At 36.2% G+C, this 19,479-nt stretch carries 19 protein-coding genes; 14 read left to right on the top strand and 5 right to left on the bottom strand.

The features are described from left to right. Positions 1–12: 12 nt before the first annotated feature. The gene (locus GTR01_RS03760) at positions 13–2,211 is read right to left on the bottom strand and encodes an ATP-binding protein (RefSeq protein ID WP_160136515.1); all 2,199 of its coding nucleotides are present in this window, start codon (positions 2,209–2,211) and stop codon (positions 13–15) included. 372 nt (positions 2,212–2,583) lie between these two features. Here GTR01_RS03760 and GTR01_RS03755 point away from each other — a divergent pair, with 372 nt between their 5' ends. The 6 genes from GTR01_RS03755 (at position 2,584) to GTR01_RS03730 (ending at position 9,911) form a co-directional block, all read left to right on the top strand. Beyond that, positions 2,584–3,633 carry a linear amide C-N hydrolase gene (locus GTR01_RS03755; RefSeq protein ID WP_160136514.1) on the top strand — a complete coding sequence of 350 codons (1,050 nt, stop codon included), beginning with the start codon at positions 2,584–2,586 and terminating at the stop codon, positions 3,631–3,633. A gap of 290 nt (positions 3,634–3,923) precedes the next feature. Further along, positions 3,924–5,090 carry a porin gene (locus GTR01_RS03750; protein WP_160136513.1) on the top strand — a complete coding sequence of 389 codons (1,167 nt, stop codon included), beginning with the start codon at positions 3,924–3,926 and terminating at the stop codon, positions 5,088–5,090. Positions 5,091–5,110: 20 nt separating this feature from the next. Next, positions 5,111–6,541, top strand: coding sequence for an anion permease (locus GTR01_RS03745; protein WP_160136512.1), 1,431 nt, complete (start codon positions 5,111–5,113; stop codon positions 6,539–6,541). A 16-nt stretch (positions 6,542–6,557) separates the two neighbouring features. Further along, complete coding sequence (locus GTR01_RS03740; RefSeq protein ID WP_160136511.1) at positions 6,558–7,214, top strand: succinate dehydrogenase cytochrome b subunit; 657 nt, start codon at positions 6,558–6,560, stop codon at positions 7,212–7,214. Positions 7,215–7,226: 12 nt separating this feature from the next. Continuing rightward, positions 7,227–9,143, top strand: a complete 1,917-nt coding sequence (locus GTR01_RS03735; RefSeq protein WP_160136510.1) for a fumarate reductase/succinate dehydrogenase flavoprotein subunit — start codon at positions 7,227–7,229, stop codon at positions 9,141–9,143. Between the two features lie 15 nt (positions 9,144–9,158). After that, positions 9,159–9,911, top strand: a complete 753-nt coding sequence (locus GTR01_RS03730; protein WP_160136509.1) for a succinate dehydrogenase/fumarate reductase iron-sulfur subunit — start codon at positions 9,159–9,161, stop codon at positions 9,909–9,911. 387 nt (positions 9,912–10,298) lie between these two features. Here the strand turns inward: GTR01_RS03730 and GTR01_RS03725 are convergent, their stop codons facing one another. The 3 genes from GTR01_RS03725 to GTR01_RS03715 form a co-directional block, all read right to left on the bottom strand. Next, positions 10,299–11,069, bottom strand: coding sequence for a cyclase family protein (locus GTR01_RS03725; RefSeq protein ID WP_160136508.1), 771 nt, complete (start codon positions 11,067–11,069; stop codon positions 10,299–10,301). A 371-nt stretch (positions 11,070–11,440) separates the two neighbouring features. Then, positions 11,441–12,328: a hypothetical protein gene (locus GTR01_RS03720; protein WP_160136507.1), complete on the bottom strand. Its 888-nt coding sequence runs from the start codon at positions 12,326–12,328 to the stop codon at positions 11,441–11,443. Positions 12,329–12,623: 295 nt separating this feature from the next. After that, on the bottom strand, positions 12,624–13,637 hold the full coding sequence (locus GTR01_RS03715) for a nucleoid-associated protein (protein ID WP_160136506.1): 1,014 nt from the start codon (positions 13,635–13,637) through the stop codon (positions 12,624–12,626). 445 nt (positions 13,638–14,082) lie between these two features. Here GTR01_RS03715 and GTR01_RS24485 point away from each other — a divergent pair, with 445 nt between their 5' ends. The 4 genes from GTR01_RS24485 (at position 14,083) to GTR01_RS03705 (ending at position 15,276) form a co-directional block, all read left to right on the top strand. Continuing rightward, on the top strand, positions 14,083–14,247 hold the full coding sequence (locus GTR01_RS24485) for a hypothetical protein (protein WP_164464455.1): 165 nt from the start codon (positions 14,083–14,085) through the stop codon (positions 14,245–14,247). An 11-nt stretch (positions 14,248–14,258) separates the two neighbouring features. Beyond that, complete coding sequence (locus tag GTR01_RS03710; protein ID WP_160136505.1) at positions 14,259–14,615, top strand: hypothetical protein; 357 nt, start codon at positions 14,259–14,261, stop codon at positions 14,613–14,615. Between the two features lie 82 nt (positions 14,616–14,697). Further along, positions 14,698–14,829 carry a hypothetical protein gene (locus tag GTR01_RS24745; protein WP_262885740.1) on the top strand — a complete coding sequence of 44 codons (132 nt, stop codon included), beginning with the start codon at positions 14,698–14,700 and terminating at the stop codon, positions 14,827–14,829. A gap of 51 nt (positions 14,830–14,880) precedes the next feature. Next, positions 14,881–15,276: a hypothetical protein gene (locus GTR01_RS03705; protein WP_068944310.1), complete on the top strand. Its 396-nt coding sequence runs from the start codon at positions 14,881–14,883 to the stop codon at positions 15,274–15,276. A 151-nt stretch (positions 15,277–15,427) separates the two neighbouring features. On the opposite strand, the gene GTR01_RS03700 is transcribed toward GTR01_RS03705, so the two are convergent. Then, positions 15,428–15,940: a thioredoxin family protein gene (locus GTR01_RS03700; protein ID WP_160136504.1), complete on the bottom strand. Its 513-nt coding sequence runs from the start codon at positions 15,938–15,940 to the stop codon at positions 15,428–15,430. 156 nt (positions 15,941–16,096) lie between these two features. On the opposite strand from GTR01_RS03700, the gene GTR01_RS03695 reads away from it, so the two are divergent. The 4 genes from GTR01_RS03695 (at position 16,097) to GTR01_RS03680 (ending at position 19,479) form a co-directional block, all read left to right on the top strand. Further along, a complete protein-coding gene (locus GTR01_RS03695) occupies positions 16,097–16,885 on the top strand; it encodes an AraC family transcriptional regulator (RefSeq protein ID WP_160136503.1) in 789 nt (262 codons plus the stop codon). Between the two features lie 578 nt (positions 16,886–17,463). After that, complete coding sequence (locus GTR01_RS03690; protein ID WP_160136502.1) at positions 17,464–17,883, top strand: DoxX family membrane protein; 420 nt, start codon at positions 17,464–17,466, stop codon at positions 17,881–17,883. 25 nt (positions 17,884–17,908) lie between these two features. After that, a complete protein-coding gene (locus tag GTR01_RS03685; RefSeq protein WP_160136501.1) occupies positions 17,909–18,262 on the top strand; it encodes a cupin domain-containing protein in 354 nt (117 codons plus the stop codon). A gap of 182 nt (positions 18,263–18,444) precedes the next feature. Further along, positions 18,445–19,479 (top strand): hypothetical protein, encoded by a 1,035-nt coding sequence (locus tag GTR01_RS03680; protein WP_160136500.1) that lies wholly within the window; start codon positions 18,445–18,447, stop codon positions 19,477–19,479.

Raw genomic sequence — 19,479 nt, 5'->3', positions numbered from 1 at the left:
TTTAAAAGTTTCTCAAATGTAAGGTTTTTTGAACGTTAAAATGAATGATGTACCATCTTTATTACTCTCATAATCTACATTTCCGCCTATTCTTTTCATAATACGGTGAACAATGGACAACCCCACTCCATTTCCTTTGAATGTCTTTGCGTTATCCATACGGTTAAAGATTTTAAACATCTTATGTTTTTCCTCTTCAGGAATACCAATCCCATTATCTGAAATCCTGTAAACAATAGTTTGACCATCTTCCGTTCCTTCAATTTCCACCTTAGGCTGGTCTTTATGAGACGAATATTTTACCGCGTTATTGATAATATTCAAAAACACCTGATGAAGCATGGTTTTATCTGCTAAAACATCCGGACACTCCCTAATAACAATTTCACTTTTCGGGCTTCCATAGGTAATTTTTGCATTGTCTGAGATCTTCTGAATTGTAGCATCAGTTTTAAGGCTTTCAAGCTGTATTTCGCTATGTTTTGCTCTGCTGAGCTGCAGAACATCACGCATCATTTCGGCCATACTATCAATTTCCTCAATGATTGTATTAATTTTCGTTTTACTCTTTTCAGAATCATCGGTAAGATTGCCCAAAAGCATTTGTGCATTCAGTTTCATAACCGTTAATGGAGTTCCCAGATCATGAGATATTGTGTAAGAAAAACTATCAAGTTCTTCATTCACTTTTTTAAGCTCATCATTAAGCCTTTTAATCGCATTATAATTCTTGTGAGAGGTTTCTAAAATAAGATCTCTAACGGCCTGTACAGCATGTATATTTCTGGAATTCCATCTTTTGGAATGACCTTTAATATTTTCTGTAAAAATACGAAACGAAGTTCTGGGAGAAATCATCTGTCGGTCTTCTCCATTCTGAGAAAACACGCCTATTTTCTTTTCCGGATTTCCAGCCCAGTCGATATGTTCATCAAATTCTTTTCGAAACCAGATCAGCATCTCATTTTTATCTCTTTCAATAAAATAAATGATAATTCCGGCTGCATTTTCGGATAACTCCAGCTCCTCACTATGTTTTTTAAGAAAGCTTCTGTTAACATAGATTCTGTCACTGGTATTTTCCAATGCCCAATGTACAATTCGGCTGATGCACTTCGCTGTAGGAACAGCTCCTTCAGTGATTATATTTTCATCAGAAACAATGGCAAGGCCGTCCGCTTCTGGTAAATTCTTTATTTCTGTTTTGCTCTCAAGCAGAGAATCAAATAAATTATTATGTCTTAAAAACTCCGTTTTCAGTTGTGAGATTCTCTCATTGAGCTCCAGACGGTAATTCAGTTCTTTTTTAGATTTAAAAGAAGAATAAGCATTAGCGGCTAATGCAGTGAAAATTCCGGCCTGTACCCTATCTTCAAGATCAATGTGTTTGGGTTCTACATTTTGGCAGGTGACCAATCCCCAAAGATGATTATCTATAATAATTGATACACTGAAGCTGGAAGACACACCTGAATTTTTAAGATATTGCCCATGAACAGGAGACATTCCACGTGATGCAGAAAAACTAAGATCAATATCTTTGTTTGTTTTACTTAGGATCGGAACTGTATCTGCATATACATTGCTAAAGATTCGCTTTCTTTTTTTAAGATAAAGATCCCGAGCCTGTTTTGGAATATCCGACTCTGGATAATGAAGTCCCAGAAAACTTTCCATTTCTTCATTTTTCTTTTCAGCGATTACCTTTCCTGAGCCATCCATCATAAACTTATAAACCATCATTCGGTCATAGTTCACTACTTTAGAAAGTGTTTCCAACAAATGATTCCAAAGCTCAGGTTCATTGTCTATGACATAAAAATTATCATACTTATTGGAAATCCTTTTATCAGGATTAATAAGAACTTCCTCAAATTCAAGGAAGATATTTCCACCACTTCTGAAAACAGAGAAATGATATTCCTTTTCATTAATAAAAATCTTGTCAAAATACGTTTCATTTTCCCGTCTTGTAAACCGATCCAGAGAAGTATAAATATCCGACTCTGTGATATTCTGAAAACTTTCCGGGAAATCCGTCAGTATTTTACCGAATACCTCATCCAGGTTCCCGATTTTAAAAATATCCGATATATTCTGGCTTAAAAAAGTAATGGAATGAGATTCTGCATCAATGCCAATCAGATAACCAAAACTTTGTATAGAGCCTGGAATATGGATAGGTTCTTCGTGACATTCTATAAAATTCATATCTCTTTTCAATCTATCTATCAAATATAGAGCTTTTTTTTAACTGGTTTTGGTGATGTGGTATTTAATTTTCACCCTGATCATATGGTATCATACCGCAGGAAAAAACAGCATTAAACTCCATTAAAAATTTATCGATTTTCACATGATTTCACTACGATATTTCTAAAATATACGAAAAAATTTCCAACAATGGTGTTTTTACACCCTAAACCATGATTCATAACATGAAATACAGTTTATCAGTTAAAATAATTATGTTATTTAACTAAATTTTGCTAAATTTATATCACCAAATAATGAATATGATCAGAATCAATTGAATTATTCACAACGAATTCAATATAAAATTTAATATCAAATAATACTATTATGAAAAAGTTCCCATTAATTTTATTTTCTCTTGTCCTTTCAGTGGGATTATGGAATCCATCAGAAGCCTGTACCCGAGTTGTCTATAAAGGCCCGCAAAATACCATTCTTACAGCCCGCTCTATGGACTGGCGTGATGAGATTCCTGCTAACCTCTGGGTTTTTCCAAAAGGAATAGATCGCAATGGCCAAACCGGCCCTAAATCTGTAAAATGGACTTCCAAATATGGCAGCGTCATCAGCTCCAGCTGGGACATTGCTTCTGCAGATGGAATGAACGAAAAAGGACTTGTAGCCAATTTGCTATGGTTAGGGGAATCTCAATATCCAAAATTCGATCCTAAGGGAGGAAAAAAGGGGCTTGCCATCTCTCTATGGGCTCAGTATTATCTTGACAACTTCTCTACAGTGAAAGAAGCGGTGGAATTTTCAAGAAAAGAACCGTTCGTCGTTGTCAGTGATTATATTCCGGGAACAGAAAGATTTACAACCATCCATCTTTCACTTTCAGATGCTACGGGAGACAATGCCGTATTTGAATATATCAACGGAAAACTAGTCATCCATCACGATCCGTCTTACACGGTAATGACTAATTCTCCTGTTTTTGATGAGCAGCTTGCTCTTAACAATTATTGGAAGGGAATTCCAGGGACTGTAATGCTTCCAGGAACTAATCGCGCAGCAGACCGATTTGTAAGAGCATCTTACTATATCAATGCCATCCCACAAACCGCTGATACCCGTACTGCTGTGGCCAGTATTTTCAGTGTCATCAGAAACTGCTCTGTACCTTACGGAATTTCTTCAGCCACAGAGCCTAATATTGCCTCTACAAGATGGCGTTCCGTTTCAGATCAGAAAAATCTGGTGTATTATTTTGAAACTGTTTTCACTCCAAACACTTTCTGGGTAGATCTTAAAGATTTTGACCTGAGTGCAAAAGGAAAGGTGATGAAACTGGATCTAAGTAACTACCAGACTTATCACGGAAAATCGAACACTAGCTTCAAAGAAACTCCATCTTTCAAATTCTTAGGCTTAGAATAAAAAAAGTAAGCTTAAAAATAAAGATATAATCTTAAATGTTTCTTTGTGAAATACCCAGAAAACACTTAGGATTCTGTAAATCGTGAATGACGACATTCAGGATGAGATATAAGATCATTTCCTTCCTCTGAAGAAGTATAAGTAGGAGGTTTAACGGAAGGATTTAAGTAACAAAAGTTTTTATCATTATATGAGCACGCATAGTGCATTACCTCAACTTTTCAAAGATAGAGACAGGAACTTTTATGCTTAAATACAATTTCAAAAAAGCAAAAATTAAACAAATAGATATGGCCTTTTTTTCATTAAAAAAGAGAAGCTTGATCCTGTGCATACTCATGGGCTGGTTTTCAGCAAATGCACAGATCCAGGATTCTCTACAGACCACACCAAAACCACAGGAAGAAGATAATGTAAAATATCCGCAGCTTCAGATCAAAGGGCTTTTTCAGGCACGTTATCTGGTAGGAATGAGCAAGGATGTTGATGTAAATGGCCTTCATCATACTGACGGATCCGGAACGGATAATAACTTTATGTTGAAATACATGAGAATTCAAGTTCGGGCACAGATCAGTAAACGTACGGAAGTCGTTGCCTTGGCTAACCTTGCAGATTTTAAAAATGACCCTAAAGGCAGAGTTCTTGAAAATGCTTACCTAAAGTATACTTTCAGTCCCAAGTTGGCATTGACCGTAGGGCAGTTCAGACCTTGGTTCGGTATTGAAGAAACTTATCCTATTGATATTATAAAATCCCTGGATTGGTCTAATCAGTATTCGGAATTTGGAAAACTGGGCTGGACAAGTTTCCAGATTGGTATGTCTGCAACAGGACAAATTCAACTTGGAGAAATACCTTTCCAGTATGCGGTTTCTGTAGTGAACGGAAACGGGAAAAATCAAATCAATGATAATGACAACGGAAAACAATATTCTACCCGTTTGGTTTTCGGATTGTCGAAAAAATATAACTTCAATGTTGGTTTGAATGGAGGGATAGGAGAAGTTTTCAGTAAAAAAGTATATGCTTTGGGAGTTGATCTCAGCTCTCTGATCAAATTTGACCCGAAATGGAGTCTTGATATGCAATTGGAAGCGAAACAAGCCACTAACCATATCCTGTACAACTCCATTGCTCCCGAGTTACGACCAGAAAATCCGGATCAGTATCTGGTACGAGGAGTATATTTTCTTCCGAATGTAAGATATGAAATCAATCATAAAAACCTCAGTGCATTCGAATTATCATGCCGTTATGAATATCTGGATACCAATTTCAGAATGGCTTCTAATCCAAGACAAACAATTACTCCAATGGTAGGCCTTGAGTTCCTTAAAAACTATGGAGCAAGAATTCAGCTGGGAGTACAATTCGACCGCTATAAATATCAGGTAGAAAATACGAATCAATACAACAACAATCTATTCATAGTGCAAGTACAAAGTAGATTTTAACGGATTAAATAGTAAGTATCATGAAAGAAATTAATATTAAAAACGTTGCGATCACATTTGTCGTTGCGTTAATCATCTGGTTCATTCCTGCTCCGGATGGGGTTACTCCGGATGCCTGGCATTTGTTTGCCATTTTTGCAGCAACCATTTTAGGAATTATTTTAAAAGCAGCTCCTATGGGAACAATGTGTATGATGGCGATTGGATTCACAGCGCTTACTCAGGTTGTAGCTCCCGGAGATGCTGGAAAATCTATTACCAAAGCACTTTCCGGATTTGGAGATAAAGTAATCTGGCTGATTGGGATTTCATTCTTTATTGCCAGAGGATTTATCAAAACGGGGCTAGGAAACCGTATTGCCTTTTTATTCATCAGAGTTTTTGGTAAAAGTTCATTAGGATTGGCGTACGGATTAGGGCTTGCAGACGTTTGTCTGGCTCCTGCTATTCCAAGTAATACAGCCAGAGGAGGAGGAATTATCTACCCAATCATGAAATCTATGGCGATAAGCTTTGATTCCGTTCCTGAAAAACCGGAAACCCATAGAAAGCTGGGCTCATTTTTAACATTGAATAGTTATTATATGAACCTCATCGCTTCTTCTATGTTCTTAACCGGAACTGCAAGTAACCCGATGTGTCAGAAATTTGCAGCCAACCTTGGTATTGATATTACGTGGATGTCGTGGGCAGCAGCTGGTTTTGTCCCTGGTTTAGTAGCATTCTTCGTTGTTCCATTGGTATTGTATAAATTATATCCGCCTGAATTGAAAAAAACAGGTGATGCACCGAAAATGGCGGCTCAGAAGTTAAAAGAAATGGGGCCTATATCAAGAAACGAATGGCTGATGTTACTAGCTTTCTTCATTCTTTTATTCCTTTGGATTTTTGGTGGAGCGCTTTCTATTGATGCTACAACTACTGCATTTATCGGGTTAACATTATTGCTCTTAACTTCAGTATTGACCTGGGAAGATGTAAAAGGTGAAAAAGGAGCTTGGGATACCATTGTATGGTTTGCTGTTTTAGTGATGATGGCTAGTTCTTTAAATGAATTAGGTTTCATTGGCTGGTTCAGTAACCTTATCAAGGTACAAATCGGAGGATTGAGCTGGCAGGTAGCTTTCCCGGTTATTATCGTCGTTTATTTCTTCAGTCACTATATTTTCGCTAGTGCTACAGCTCACGTAGCAGCGATGTATGCAGCATTGTTAGGGGTAGGTGTTTCTCTGGGAATTCCTCCTATGTTATTAGCAATGATGCTTGGTTTCATGGGTTCTATTTATGGGGTACTTACCCATTACGGACATGGCCCGGCTCCGGTATTCTTTGGTAGCGGATATGTTGATCTTAAAGTCTGGTGGCTTCGAGGTCTTGAAATAGGAGTGGTACTCTTAATTATCTATATGGTTGTAGGAGGTCTATGGATGAAAGTTTTAGGATATTATTAATTATTAAATCAAATATATGTTATCAACATTGTCAAGAAAAATGCTGATGTGCCTTACAGGACTCTTTTTGGGATTCTTCCTGTTGATTCATTTCCTCGGAAATCTTCAACTTTTTCTCCCTCAGGAGCAAGCACATCTGCAATTCAATGCCTATTCGCATTTTTTATCAGGAAATATCATTATCAAAATAGTTTCTTACGTTTTGTATGCCAGTATTATTCTGCATGCTGTAGATGGGCTGATGATCACCCTTAAAAATAAAAAATCCGGTGGCAGCTATCAAAATGACAGACGCGGAAGAGCCAGCAAATGGGCTTCCAGAAATATGGGTATCCTTGGAACGTTGATCCTGATCTTCCTGGTAATTCATTTTCAAAATTTCTGGTATGTCTATAAATTCGGAAATCCGCCTTTGGATGAGAATGGAAATAAAGACTTGTATATCTTGGTAGTAACAGTATTTAAAGAATGGTGGTACGTGGTTATTTATGTACTTTCTATGATTGCTTTATGCTATCACTTAATCCACGGATTGTACAGCTCTGTAAGAACACTTGGGTTATACCACCCGAAGTTTGTAAAATGGGTTAAAATTGCTGGAACAGCCTATTCCATTATTATCAGTTTAGGTTTTGCCCTTATGCCTGTTTATGTATTCTTTACTTATCATTAAAAAGACCTCATCATGATTTTAGATTCAAAAATACCACAAGGCCCGTTGGAAGATAAATGGGCATACTATAAAAAGAAAGCCAAGCTTGTGAACCCGGCCAACCGTAAAAAGCTTGATGTGATTGTTGTAGGAACAGGTCTTGCCGGAAGCTCTATTGCTGCCTCTTTAGGAGAAATGGGATACAATGTAAAGGCATTCTGTTTTCAGGACAGTCCAAGGCGAGCGCACTCTGTAGCAGCACAAGGTGGAGTAAATGCTGCTAAAAATTATAAAAACGATGGTGACAGTGTATATAGAATGTTCGTTGATACCTTGAAAGGTGGTGACTTCAGAGCCCGTGAAGCCAACGTATACCGAATGGCAGAATGCTCTTTAAACCTCATCGATCAAGCCGTAGCACAGGGAGTTCCTTTCGGACGTGAATATGGTGGTTACCTTAACAACCGTTCTTTTGGAGGAGTTCAGGTAAGCCGTACTTTCTATGCAAGAGGACAAACCGGACAGCAGTTGCTACTGGGAGCTTATCAGGCTTTGATGAGACAGGTCGGAAAGGGTTCTGTACAATTGTTTTCGAGACATGAAATGCTTGATCTGGTCACAATTGATGGAAAGGCAAGAGGAATTATAGTAAGGAATTTAGATACGGGAGAAATAGAAAGACATGCGGCTCATGCTGTAATTCTGGCAACCGGAGGCTATGGAAAGATTTATTATCTATCTACACTAGCCATGGGATGTAATGGTTCAGCCATCTGGAGAGCGCATAAAAAAGGAGCCTTAATGGCTTCCCCAAGCTGGATTCAGGTACACCCTACTTCCCTGCCGCAATCCGGAGATTATCAATCCAAATTGACATTGATGTCCGAATCATTACGTAATGACGGACGAATCTGGGTTCCTGCAAAACAGGATGAAAACAGAGCTCCCAATGACATTCCTGAAAATGAAAGAGATTATTATCTGGAAAGAAGATATCCGGCGTTTGGAAATTTAGCTCCAAGAGATATTTCGTCACGTGCCGCTAAAGAAAGAATTGATGCAGGTTTTGGAATTGGGCCTTTAAAGAATGCTGTATATCTTGATTTTTCAAAAGCCATTAAAGAACAAGGAAAAGAAAAAATCAAAGAGAAATACGGAAACTTATTCGATATGTATCTTAAAATCACAGGATATGATGCTTATAAAGAACCTATGATGATCTCTCCTTCTGCCCACTTCTCCATGGGTGGCCTTTGGGTAGATTACGAACTGATGACTACCGTTCCTGGACTATTTGCATTGGGAGAAGCTAATTTTGCAGATCATGGAGCCAATAGATTGGGAGCCAATTCTCTTTTGCAGGCTTCTGTAGATGGCTATTTCATTGCTCCTTATACGATTGCCAATTATCTGGCGGATGAAATTCACACCGGGAAAATTTCACCGGATGCTCCAGAGTTTGAACAGGCTGAGAATGCCATTAAAAATCAGATTCAGGATTTAATGAGTATCAAAGGAACTAAAACCGTAGACTATTTTCATAAAACGTTAGGAAAGCTGCTGTATGATTATTGCGGGCTGGCAAGGAATGAAGAAGGATTGAAATATGCTATTCAGGAGATTAGAAAACTAAAACAAGAGTTCTATAAAGATGTAAGAGTCTCTGGAAATGGCAATACAATGAATGCCGAGCTGGAAAAGGCTGGCCGTGTGGCGGATTATTTTGAAATCGGAGAACTGATGTGTTATGATGCTTTAACCCGTAATGAGTCCTGTGGTGCTCACTTCCGTGAAGAATATCAGACTCCGGATGGTGAAGCCATGAGAAATGATGCAGAATACCAGTTTATTTCAGCATGGGCATGGACAGGTGAAAATGGCGAACCTGAACTGGTTAAGGAACCATTGACCTTCGAAGAAATACAGCCAACGGTAAGAAGTTACAAATAAAAAAAAACAAAAATTATGGATTTACACCTTAAGATATGGAGACAGAAAGACAGAAAAAGTGAGGGAAAACTGGTCAGCTATGACCTTAAAGGATTAAATTCTCACATGTCTTTCCTTGAAATGCTAGATACATTAAACGAAAAACTGATTACCGAAGGAGATGAACCAGTTGAATTCGATCACGACTGTCGTGAAGGAATTTGTGGACAGTGCGGAATGATGATTAATGGAATCGCTCATGGGCCTTTAAAAAATACAACGACCTGCCAGCTTCACCTGCGTTCTTTTAAAGATGGTGAAACGATCTTGATAGAGCCCTTCAGAGCAGAAGCTTTTCCTGTAAAAAAAGATTTGAAGGTAGATCGCTCTGCTTTTGACAGAATTATTTCTTCCGGCGGCTTTGTATCAGTAAATACAGGCCAGGCTCCTGATGCTACAGCGATTCCGGTTACCCATCAGACTGCGGAGGAAGCTTTTGATTCTGCGGCCTGCATCGGATGTGGTGCTTGTGTAGCAACTTGTAAAAACGGAAGTGCAGCTTTGTTTACCTCTGCAAAAGTTGCTCACATGGCATTATTACCTCAGGGTAAAGAGGAAAGAAGTAAACGTGTTCTGGATATGGTTTACCAGATGGATACCGAATTATTTGGCCATTGTTCCAATACAGAAGCGTGTGAAGTAGAATGTCCGCAAGGCATCTCTGTCCTGAATATTGCCAGGATGAATTTTGAATATAACAGAGCTCTATTTTTCAATAAAAAAGGGTAAATAAACGAAGAACATTAAAAATGATATTATGTGAAAGAGTGAATCTGCAAATGCAGGTTTGCTCTTTCTATTTTTAAAATTAATTTTTACGGATCAGTCTCAAAAATTGGGGAATAATATTGTTGGTATTTATAGAATTTAATTTAAAACAAAGTTTTTAGCACATTATCTCATATTTTCAAGGGAACAAAGTATGGAATCAATTTCATTAATTCTTTCTAAACAAATGCATATCCACTGAGCTTCTTTAGTGACAAGTCGCGCTTCTTAGCTTCCTAAAATAAAACATTTGAAACATCTTTCTTTGTGATTAAAAAATAATCTGTTATTTCAATAAACAGTAAAGGTTTATACTAATAATCAAATTTTGCATTTAATCGATTTTTATTAATCCATAATGGCTACTACTCTTGCCGGTGCGGCAGAACCACCCACAATTTTTAAAGGAAATACACAGACTTTGAATCCTGAAGGCGGTAATGCCTGAAGATTAGTAAGCTGCTCTATATGCAAATATTCTTTCTCTATTCCTACACGGTGGCTTTCCCAGAAGTATTCCGGGTCATTGAGTTCTTTGGCTTTTTTAGCCATAAATTTTAGTGGTAAATCCCATCCCCATTGATCGATTCCCATCACTTTTACTCCCTGATCAATCAACCATTCTGTAGCTTCTTTGCTCATTCCGGTTCCTTTTTCTACAAAATCGGGAGTGCCCATCAATTGATCGCGATCGGTTCTGATTAAAACAATATTTCCTTCCTGGATAGTAATTCCGTTTTTATCAAGATCTTTTTTCAGATCATCAATGGTGATAGCTACAAAATCTTCTTTGTGGCTGCAATCTATAACAATACCGTCTCCGTAACACCATTCTAAGGGAATCTGATCGATTGTTTTAGCAGGCTTACCCTCCACAACCGGCCCATAATGCCATGGAGCATCAATATGGGTTGTCGCATGAAGTCCCATATTTTTAATCGTATCATCTGCCCAACCAGTCCAGTTTTTAGGAAAAAGCCTGAACGGAAGATTCAATGCGAGACGAATCAGCCAATGAGATTTTTTATGAGCCTTATGTTTTATTTTCACCCTCATAAACCATGGATCTCCTGCATTGTATTGAATGGGTTTTGATAAATCGATGATGGTTGTTTTCATAAGATTGGGTTAGGAAATAAAGATAGTAAATAACGCCAGTTCAGAATAAGAATTTTAGATGGAAGAAGGAGGATGGAAGATGGAAGTGATGAAGGTTATAAGAACAGCTATTCGTTCATTTCTAACTTTTTTAAGGCAAAATAATATCGTTGGCCATTAATAAATTATAACTAAAAGTAACTTCCACGTCCCTCTTCCAGCTTCCCGCCTCTTAAAATTTAAAATGAATCATAAACTGAATGATCTGTAATTATAACGGAAAATGACTTCCAGCTTCCTTCTTCCAGCTTCCCGCCTTTCAAAATTTAAAATGAATCGTAAGCTGAATGATCTGTAATTATAACGGAAAATGACTTCCAGCTTCCTGCCTTTTAAAACATCTTCGGAATCATAATCTTCTTCGGATCATTTTCATCATACATAATCTCTATCATTCCAGCTTTGGGTACAGAGGCAAGATTCAAAAGGCTTACAATTTTCTTATAAGTAGCAATATGCTGATTTCCTCTCAAATCTTTAAAACTTACCTGAAATATAATTTCTGGCTGATCATTAACTGTAGTACCCGTCTGGCTCACACTGATAATATTGGCTTCAGCATTTCTTCCGGCAAACAGAATCTTTTCTTCTTTTGTATTCCTAAAAAATCTCCCTACAATCAGCTGGAAAACTAAAACATAAATGAGCGTCATCACTCCACTGAAAATAATCGGATGCATGAAAGTGAGAAACCTCCATCCAAAATCAAAAGATTCCCGCACATAGAAATAATAATATAGTCCGATCACATAAGCAATAAACAGTACTATAAATACGATTCTTAACACCATTCCTGATGCATTGAACCCGACTTTCTGATCGCTCAAAATAAAGTAGGGTTCCTGAGAAACATTAGGATTCAATAGTACTTTTACTCTGTTTCCTACATCGAATCTCTTTTCCTGCGGTTTGGAATCGTGAAACATCATCTCATGTTCAATCACTATATTTCTAAGGTTTGGAAACGAAAGCACAATCCGAATGGCATTCATATTGGTTTTCGGAAAGTATTTGATAAGCTGATAACGGATGATTTTTGCCTCTCTTGGGATTCCGTTTCTCAAAATCGAATGAATAGTATTCTTCTGTTTGAAAGTTTTAATAAAAAGATTATTAACAAAAAACACCAGAATATACAGCCAAATCAACAACGAAAAACCGAGATACCCATAGCTCACAGCTAATGAATTTCTCGGTTCTGTTGCAGTCTCTTCACTCATCAAATAAATGAAAATCGGAAAAGGTACGCAAAAAAAGAAGAGGAAAGCTCCCCAGAAAATGAGCATAAATTTCATAACTACTGTTTTGCAATCAGCAATAAAGTTATGATATTATTTATTAATTATGGGCTGGAAGAAGGAAGATGGAAGTGATTTTTCGTCATAATAATTGACCATCAACTACTTAATTAATTTTATCCCAAAGAAGATAAAACAGATAGCCAGCTGTCCTTATGGCCTTCATAACTTCCATCTTCCTACTTCCCTCTTCCGGCTTTCTAAAAACTCTTCTTAATTATACTTCTTTATCGAAATACAATCTGTAATATTTCCCTTTATCATCCTCTCCCATTTCCAGTTTCTGTCTGTCTCCGTGGATGTAAATATGGAAATTTTTATCTAGTTTAATGATACTTTTAAAGTGTCTCTGAGTCTTTTTTACTGCAGCTTCATTGATTGGGAATTCCTCTGCAATATTCACCTGCATATCCTGTTCGTAATCCGTTTTAAAATTCACAAAACTTTCGATTACGTGCTCATCTCCCAATACCTCATTAGCGAATTCATCCAATTTGAATTCTTCTTTTTCTTTGAAGAAATTGATCGATTTGTTCAGGAAATCTGCCTGATCAGCTTTTGAAACTTCAAATTCCTGTGGAAGCTGTTTCGTGATATAATCTTTGTAAACCATTAATGCTTCCTGAGTATGGAAATACTCATCATCACGCTGTTTTACTTTTAAGAAATCCTCGAACCAGTAATACATATCTCCGTTTTTGTTGTTGTCAACCACAGAAAGTACATATCCGGTATCTTTATTATTGTTGTAGATTAAAGCTGCCTTATCAATTTTAGACAAACCAATTCCCTGATCTTTTTCAATATCAAATGTTTCTTCTGATGGGTTAATTTTCAGGAATGATTCTCTTTTCTCCGTTTTAAAGATCCCGATCTTGTCTACTCTGTCCGGACGGTCGCTTTCGTCTTCAAAAAGAACGATAAACAATTCTCCACTCTGAACTCTAGGGTTTTCAGCCGCTTCGAAAAGGTGTTTAGCAATATTTTCAGATTCCCAGATGAATTTGGACTTATCTTCAAAAATTTCAGATACCGCACTATAAACCGGATTGTTTACCAGGTAAGTGTCACTGTAAAAATGAAACGTTTCTTCTGACTTGAATGATCCTAAAAAGTAATCTTCAAGCATCTCTGCCATACCTTCCTCCAGCTTCAATTCCTCCTGGGAAAGCGTTAGAGAATCTCCATTGATCTTATTTCCGACTCTGTGTACTATTATTTTTGAAAACATCTTCTGAATATTTGGATTGCAAAGATATTCATTCTATTCTTCACATGAAACTGAATTTTTTAAACCACAAAAGACCCAAAAGTTTTTATTTCTAAAACACTTTAGTTCACTTTAGAAGTTTAAAATAATACTGCTGAAAAGTTCACATAAGACGAAAATCTAAGATTTTCAAAGCTTTTGTGTACTTCTTATGCATCAAGCATGTCACTTAAAATAGCTTAAGCGTTTAAATTCTTTTGTGGCTTTTGTGGTTCATCAAGAACAAGTTTAGAAGGTAAAGTAATTCCTATTTCTTCCAATTTGATAAAACCCTTATCATTTTGAAATGCTTTTCACAATTAAAACCATCAGCATAAACCACATAAAACACTACATATCAAAACATTAAATAAATTCTATTTTCAAAGGTACACCATTGGCATCATGATTTTCAAAACATAAAAAAATGGACTTGAAAACATTGAACAGAATAGACAAATTAAGAAGATTAAAAAGCAGAGGCCCACAAACCCCTAAGTGGCTGAAACCTTATCACCTTCTCTTTATTGCTTTTTTAATCATTTTCATGTTTGGAGCTTTCATCAAACTGCTGGAACAAAACCACATTTAACAATATATACTATGAACTATTTACAAGCTGTACAGGAAATCAATGAGCTCTTTCCTGACTTTGAAACGGAATTGAATGAATCGAAAAGTACCAACTCATACAGTGTAATCCGGACTTTCACGGAACGTATCAAAAATATGATCCGTCAGAATGACAGCAATCTGCTATTCAAAAGTTTACAAAAGATTGACAAAATGTACCTTAATGGTGACAACCTATTAAAAAATGCCATTGAGAACACTTTTATCTACTCTTTGGACAATTTTACAGCATTTTGCAGCAAAGAATACCGCCAAATGATCTTCAGTCATATCTCTTCTGACTTGAAAAACAGCTATTCAAGACAAATTTACAGCCACGGTATATAAAGTTTTTATTACATTTTTCAGCTGTTTCATTACAAAGTGTTTAAATTAAACAAAATTAAAAATAACTCACAATCAATAGATTATGAAAAATAAAATCAGAAGAATTTCCGATTGGAAAACCTGGAAAAGCACGACTAACAGACACAATGCAGAGATATTACTCACTCACATCGCTGTGATTGTAGGAGTATTTATTTTTGCAGCTTGCCTTTAAATTTTGGTATACATTTCGCTGCAATAAAAAGTGTTTGAAAAATTCTTAATTATGATGAAAGTACAAATGCAAACTATTAATCAAAAAATAGCTGTTGAATACTTAAAATTTTTCTATCCGCGACTTCGCAATGAAATCATACAGCTGTCTGGACAGGACAACTTTGCAGGAATTATGCAGGCGACAGTCAATTATCTGAAAGGACTGTTGAAGGAATCGAAGATCAACATTATTGCCCATCACATCAAGCTGATGGACGGACTTTACAGAAATGGAAATTCCTATGTAAGAACAATGATCGAAAACATCTTTGTAAGATCTTTTGAAAGCTTTAAAAAGCATGCTAAGATTGCTCATTGGAAACTCCTTTATCAGTATATGCCTGTAAGCTTCCAGATCATTTACAATGAACAACAGAAGCAAGATCAGATTTATTTTGGAAAATAAAATATAAAGAAAAAGCAGACTTCAAATGCAAAGAAAATGAATAATGATTTCACCAATAAAGATCATTATAAAATAAGATTCAATAGATAAAAACCCGCCTCAAATACTTTTATTTGAGGCGGGTTTTATTTGGTCTGTACATCAATAATTTTTATTTCTTGGTAAATACCTTTTCGATGATCTGAGCTTCTTCTTTTTTCAGTTTTAAGCTTTTATCAAGTTTTGCAATAAAAGTTGTCACCTCTTCTGGAGTGGAAGGTGATCCTAAGTTTTCTCCTTTAGCATTAAAAGAATCTGCCAATACTTCACCTTTTGGCGTTAAAATCAGCCAAAACGGAAGCCCTGCATTTTCTCCTTTATATTTATTCATCAATTCCTGCCCGCCAGGATTTTCAAGAGATTTCTTCTCTCCTCTTTCCTGTACATCTACATACGCTGTCACAAATCTGTCTCCGAAAATAGGCTGTGTTTCCGGAAGATTCATATTTTTTTCCATCATCTTACACCATTTACACCACGAAGCATGAAATACCAATAATACATTTTTCTTGCTTGCCTTAGCTTCAATAGATGCTTTCTTTAATACAACATCAGCCTTTTCTTGTGCTACACCCAGCTGAAACAGCAATAGCGCCACCACTACAATAATTTTTGAATATTTCATTGAATTTTATTTTATGCTATACGAATGTAGGGATTTTTCTCTTGTTGGTTCACTGAAATTCATCATGTAAAGTCTATATTTTGCATTGTCATTTTTTTGTAATTTAGTCTAAAAGTTTTTATCCTCATCAGTCACAGGAAATTATCATGAATAAAAATGATTGAAGTAAATAAATATTCTGATCAGAAAGTACACCGTGAACCAAGACGGGTGATAAAATATACTTTGTTCTGGTGCAATACCGGAACTGCTGAAATTCTTATTGACGAAAATATTTTTATCCTGAAAAGCGGCCAAACGGTAACCATTACTTCCGGACAGTTTCATCAGCTGATTTCTGTGGAAGGCGATCTCACCTCTCTTGAATTTACCCTGGATTTTTTCTGTAAAAGTGACAGCGATATTGAATTGATTTTTCACAACGGATTATTTTGCCATTTTGGAATGAATGAAATGATCACTGTGCAACACCCTACGTTTTTTACCAACACTCTTACCCTTATTGAAAAGGAAGTCCAGGAAAAGCCTTACCAATATCTGATATCTACACATTCTTTGGTAGAGTTATTATTGGTGGAAATTAACCGAAGTAAAATTGCCAATGGTGACGAAATATGGAAACCGGATGCATTATTTTTAAAGTTTTTAGAGAGTGTTCGTAATCATTTTTCAGAAAATTTTCCTGTCTCCCGTTTCGCAGACATCCTTGGAACTACTGAAGCCAAATTGAATGAAGTTTCTAAGCTTCATACCAATAAAACCGCACAGAATGTAATCTACAGCCTTACCATTTCTGAAGCTAAAAGATTATTACTGTATGAAAAACTAAGTATAAAAGAAATCGCCTACCAGCTTGGTTTCAATGATCCTTTTTATTTTTCAAATTTCTTTAAAAAGCATACTTCAAAATCTCCAAAAGACTATCAGAAAGCCGTAAAAATGTAGTTATCAATTGGCTAATCTTGGATTTGTTCCTAATTGTTGTTCAGGATCTACTTGTAGTTCAATGAAAACAAACTGGCGCTATCTCTTCAAAGATCACAGATAAGTTACTCAGGGATACCCGCCTATAGCTTAAATGATTTCCAACCAAGAGAATGGGCAATTCCGCAATAATCCATTTTTTAACAGCAGCATAGCACTTGTTCTGATGGCATATTAGTATATTCTGCTTTTTGAATGTCACTCACTGTTTCATTCAATATCGGCTGCAGATCGCTTTAAATTCTATGAAAATTACTCTTTATAAAATCAGGCATTTGATGATCCACCAATCCACAAGATTCACCTGCATGGTCTACATAAAAAACTTCAGCAGCTGTAATCTTTTTAAATTACATATTTATAACAATACCACATTTTCAAATAAAAAGCACAATTAAATAGAATTTTTATTTGACACACACATCTAATAAAATCTATTTCCCTCAAATATTATATGTTTTTCCCAGAATTGTCTATTCTTTAAGGGCACTCTTTCTCTGAACTTTGTACCTGTCAATAAGATTTAACAATTACTCGTTATGAAAACAAGACAGAACATCGCCATTTTATTATTAAGAATAGCCTTAGCAGCCGGATTTTTATCTGCTGTGGCCAGTCGACTGAATCTTTGGGGAATTTCCTCTTCGGGTTGGAAAAATTTTGTTCACTATACTGCTGAAGTCAATTCATTTGTCCCACTTTCATGGGTTCCTTCTATTTCAGTATTGTCTACCATTGCAGAATTTACTCTTGGCATTTTACTTTTGACAGGCTATCAGGTACGTAAAGCAGCATTATCTGCTTCTGTTCTGACTCTTTTCTTTGCTGTCGCCATGAGTATTTCTTTTGGTTGTAAAGAACCTTTGGATTATTCTGTTTTTGTATTCAGTGCTGCTGCATTCTTATTGAGTACTTTTCCTAAATATCCTTGGTCTTTAGAACAACTTTTACATCCATAATAAAATAACTTAAAATAATACTATCATGAGTACTACCATCTACGACTACATCGTAAAAACAGAACAAAAAGAGTGGCAGCCTTTAATTGAAAAAGGAATTCATTATGAAGGCATTTTTGTAAAATCATTAAAATTTGATCCTGAGAAAAACAGATCTACGACAATCCTCTTAAAGTTTGAAGCTGGAGCAAGTTATCCTTATCATAATCATCCTGCAGGGGAAGAACTTTTCATTCTGGAAGGTGATGCTGCTATTGCCGGCGGACATCTTGAAAAAGGAGATTATTTGTATACTCCACCTAATTTCAAACATGCAGTACAATCTGAAAATGGATGTATCATCCTATTTATCGTTCCGGAAGAGGTGGAGATCCTTTAATTGAAAAATATATTAGTTAAATCAAACCTGTGATGAGCCAGTTCTCATTACAGGTTTATCTTTTCTATCACACCAAAAAACTTTTATTGCTGGTTGTATATGCTTTTGAATAACATTTTATTTTCAAGATTCTGTATTTTGTCGTATTTTGCCAACCCTCATAAAAAACTAAAAAACCTGCGATGAAATTTAATCTTACAAAAAAGGCTGTTATATTCTGGGGTATTGCTATTGTTGCCATCATCATCCTACCTGATTCCGAGATGTATTATCAACGGTATAAACTGAGGTCAGAAAGACTTCCGGAACAATACAAATCCTACACAACACTGGATAGTCTGAAAGATAATGACTATGAAGTCATTAAGCTTTCCCGAGGCATCCACGAACCTGTTATTCAGGAAAACGACAGCACGATTATCATCATTACCAAAAGAGATCATGATTCTGAAAAAGAGGGTGCTGACAATACTTATACTTGGTATAAAATCAATCTGAAAGGCCAGATAACAGATAGCCTCCAATACAAATACAATACTGAGAATGGAGTTCATAATTACCAAACCTTCAATGATTATATTCTGGATGTAGATCAAAATACCTATACCAACTGGATGAAGAACGGAGATACTACTCATTATCCATATAAAAATATAAACGATGCTAAAATATTCTCAGTAGCTGAAACAGAAGCCATTACTTCTGACAGAGAATATATGTATGATGACATCATTCATTCTGATACAACCGGGAATGAATATAAGTACAAACTGACTGTATTTAAAGATAATGTCTGGAATTACTTTTATGCTGAAAAAGACTGGCATGGTTACCCAAAGAATACTCCAAACCCAAAAGCCATTAACTATGGAAACTCCGGTTATGAGGTAGATAAGCCTTCCGGAATCATCAAAAGAGAACATGTTCAAAAAGAAAAATGGAGTGATCGTACTTTCTGGAGTCTCAAAAACCTTAGCTGGGGAACGGGAAATGGATCCAGTCGCAATGGATGGACTGGGACTTCTTATTTTTCCATCAAAATGCCCAAGAAAAAACTACATTACAAGCAGGAGGTTTTCATAGATTCTTCAGGCAACCAGGTAAGAGATCCTTTTTCTTATTTTGTGTACCAGCCTAAAAACGGAGATTACTTGTTACTGATTGATGAAGAACGCCAACTCTATTATCTTATAAGACCAAAAACTTCAGAAAAATAG

The sequence above is a fragment of the Chryseobacterium sp. c4a genome, from assembly GCF_009900745.1.
Taxonomy (GTDB): Bacteria; Bacteroidota; Bacteroidia; order Flavobacteriales; family Weeksellaceae; genus Chryseobacterium.
The sequence above is the reverse complement of the archived record's forward strand: the minus strand, read 5'-3'. Positions and strand labels throughout refer to the sequence as shown.

Excerpts from the sequence above, each read along its gene's own strand:
- GTR01_RS03685 (WP_160136501.1), top strand. The coding sequence starts at position 17,909 with ATGAGTACTACCATCTACGACTACATCGTAAAAACAGAACAAAAAGAG.
- GTR01_RS03690 (WP_160136502.1), top strand. The coding sequence starts at position 17,464 with ATGAAAACAAGACAGAACATCGCCATTTTATTATTAAGAATAGCCTTA.
- GTR01_RS03720 (WP_160136507.1), bottom strand. The coding sequence starts at position 12,328 with ATGAGTGAAGAGACTGCAACAGAACCGAGAAATTCATTAGCTGTGAGC.
- GTR01_RS03700 (WP_160136504.1), bottom strand. The coding sequence starts at position 15,940 with ATGAAATATTCAAAAATTATTGTAGTGGTGGCGCTATTGCTGTTTCAG.
- GTR01_RS03715 (WP_160136506.1), bottom strand. The coding sequence starts at position 13,637 with ATGTTTTCAAAAATAATAGTACACAGAGTCGGAAATAAGATCAATGGA.
- GTR01_RS03755 (WP_160136514.1), top strand. The coding sequence starts at position 2,584 with ATGAAAAAGTTCCCATTAATTTTATTTTCTCTTGTCCTTTCAGTGGGA.
- GTR01_RS03740 (WP_160136511.1), top strand. The coding sequence starts at position 6,558 with ATGTTATCAACATTGTCAAGAAAAATGCTGATGTGCCTTACAGGACTC.
- GTR01_RS24745 (WP_262885740.1), top strand. The coding sequence starts at position 14,698 with ATGAAAAATAAAATCAGAAGAATTTCCGATTGGAAAACCTGGAAAAGC.
- GTR01_RS03730 (WP_160136509.1), top strand. The coding sequence starts at position 9,159 with ATGGATTTACACCTTAAGATATGGAGACAGAAAGACAGAAAAAGTGAG.
- GTR01_RS03710 (WP_160136505.1), top strand. The coding sequence starts at position 14,259 with ATGAACTATTTACAAGCTGTACAGGAAATCAATGAGCTCTTTCCTGAC.
- GTR01_RS03760 (WP_160136515.1), bottom strand. The coding sequence starts at position 2,211 with ATGAATTTTATAGAATGTCACGAAGAACCTATCCATATTCCAGGCTCT.
- GTR01_RS03680 (WP_160136500.1), top strand. The coding sequence starts at position 18,445 with ATGAAATTTAATCTTACAAAAAAGGCTGTTATATTCTGGGGTATTGCT.
- GTR01_RS03750 (WP_160136513.1), top strand. The coding sequence starts at position 3,924 with ATGGCCTTTTTTTCATTAAAAAAGAGAAGCTTGATCCTGTGCATACTC.
- GTR01_RS24485 (WP_164464455.1), top strand. The coding sequence starts at position 14,083 with ATGGACTTGAAAACATTGAACAGAATAGACAAATTAAGAAGATTAAAA.
- GTR01_RS03745 (WP_160136512.1), top strand. The coding sequence starts at position 5,111 with ATGAAAGAAATTAATATTAAAAACGTTGCGATCACATTTGTCGTTGCG.
- GTR01_RS03695 (WP_160136503.1), top strand. The coding sequence starts at position 16,097 with ATGATTGAAGTAAATAAATATTCTGATCAGAAAGTACACCGTGAACCA.
- GTR01_RS03725 (WP_160136508.1), bottom strand. The coding sequence starts at position 11,069 with ATGAAAACAACCATCATCGATTTATCAAAACCCATTCAATACAATGCA.
- GTR01_RS03705 (WP_068944310.1), top strand. The coding sequence starts at position 14,881 with ATGATGAAAGTACAAATGCAAACTATTAATCAAAAAATAGCTGTTGAA.
- GTR01_RS03735 (WP_160136510.1), top strand. The coding sequence starts at position 7,227 with ATGATTTTAGATTCAAAAATACCACAAGGCCCGTTGGAAGATAAATGG.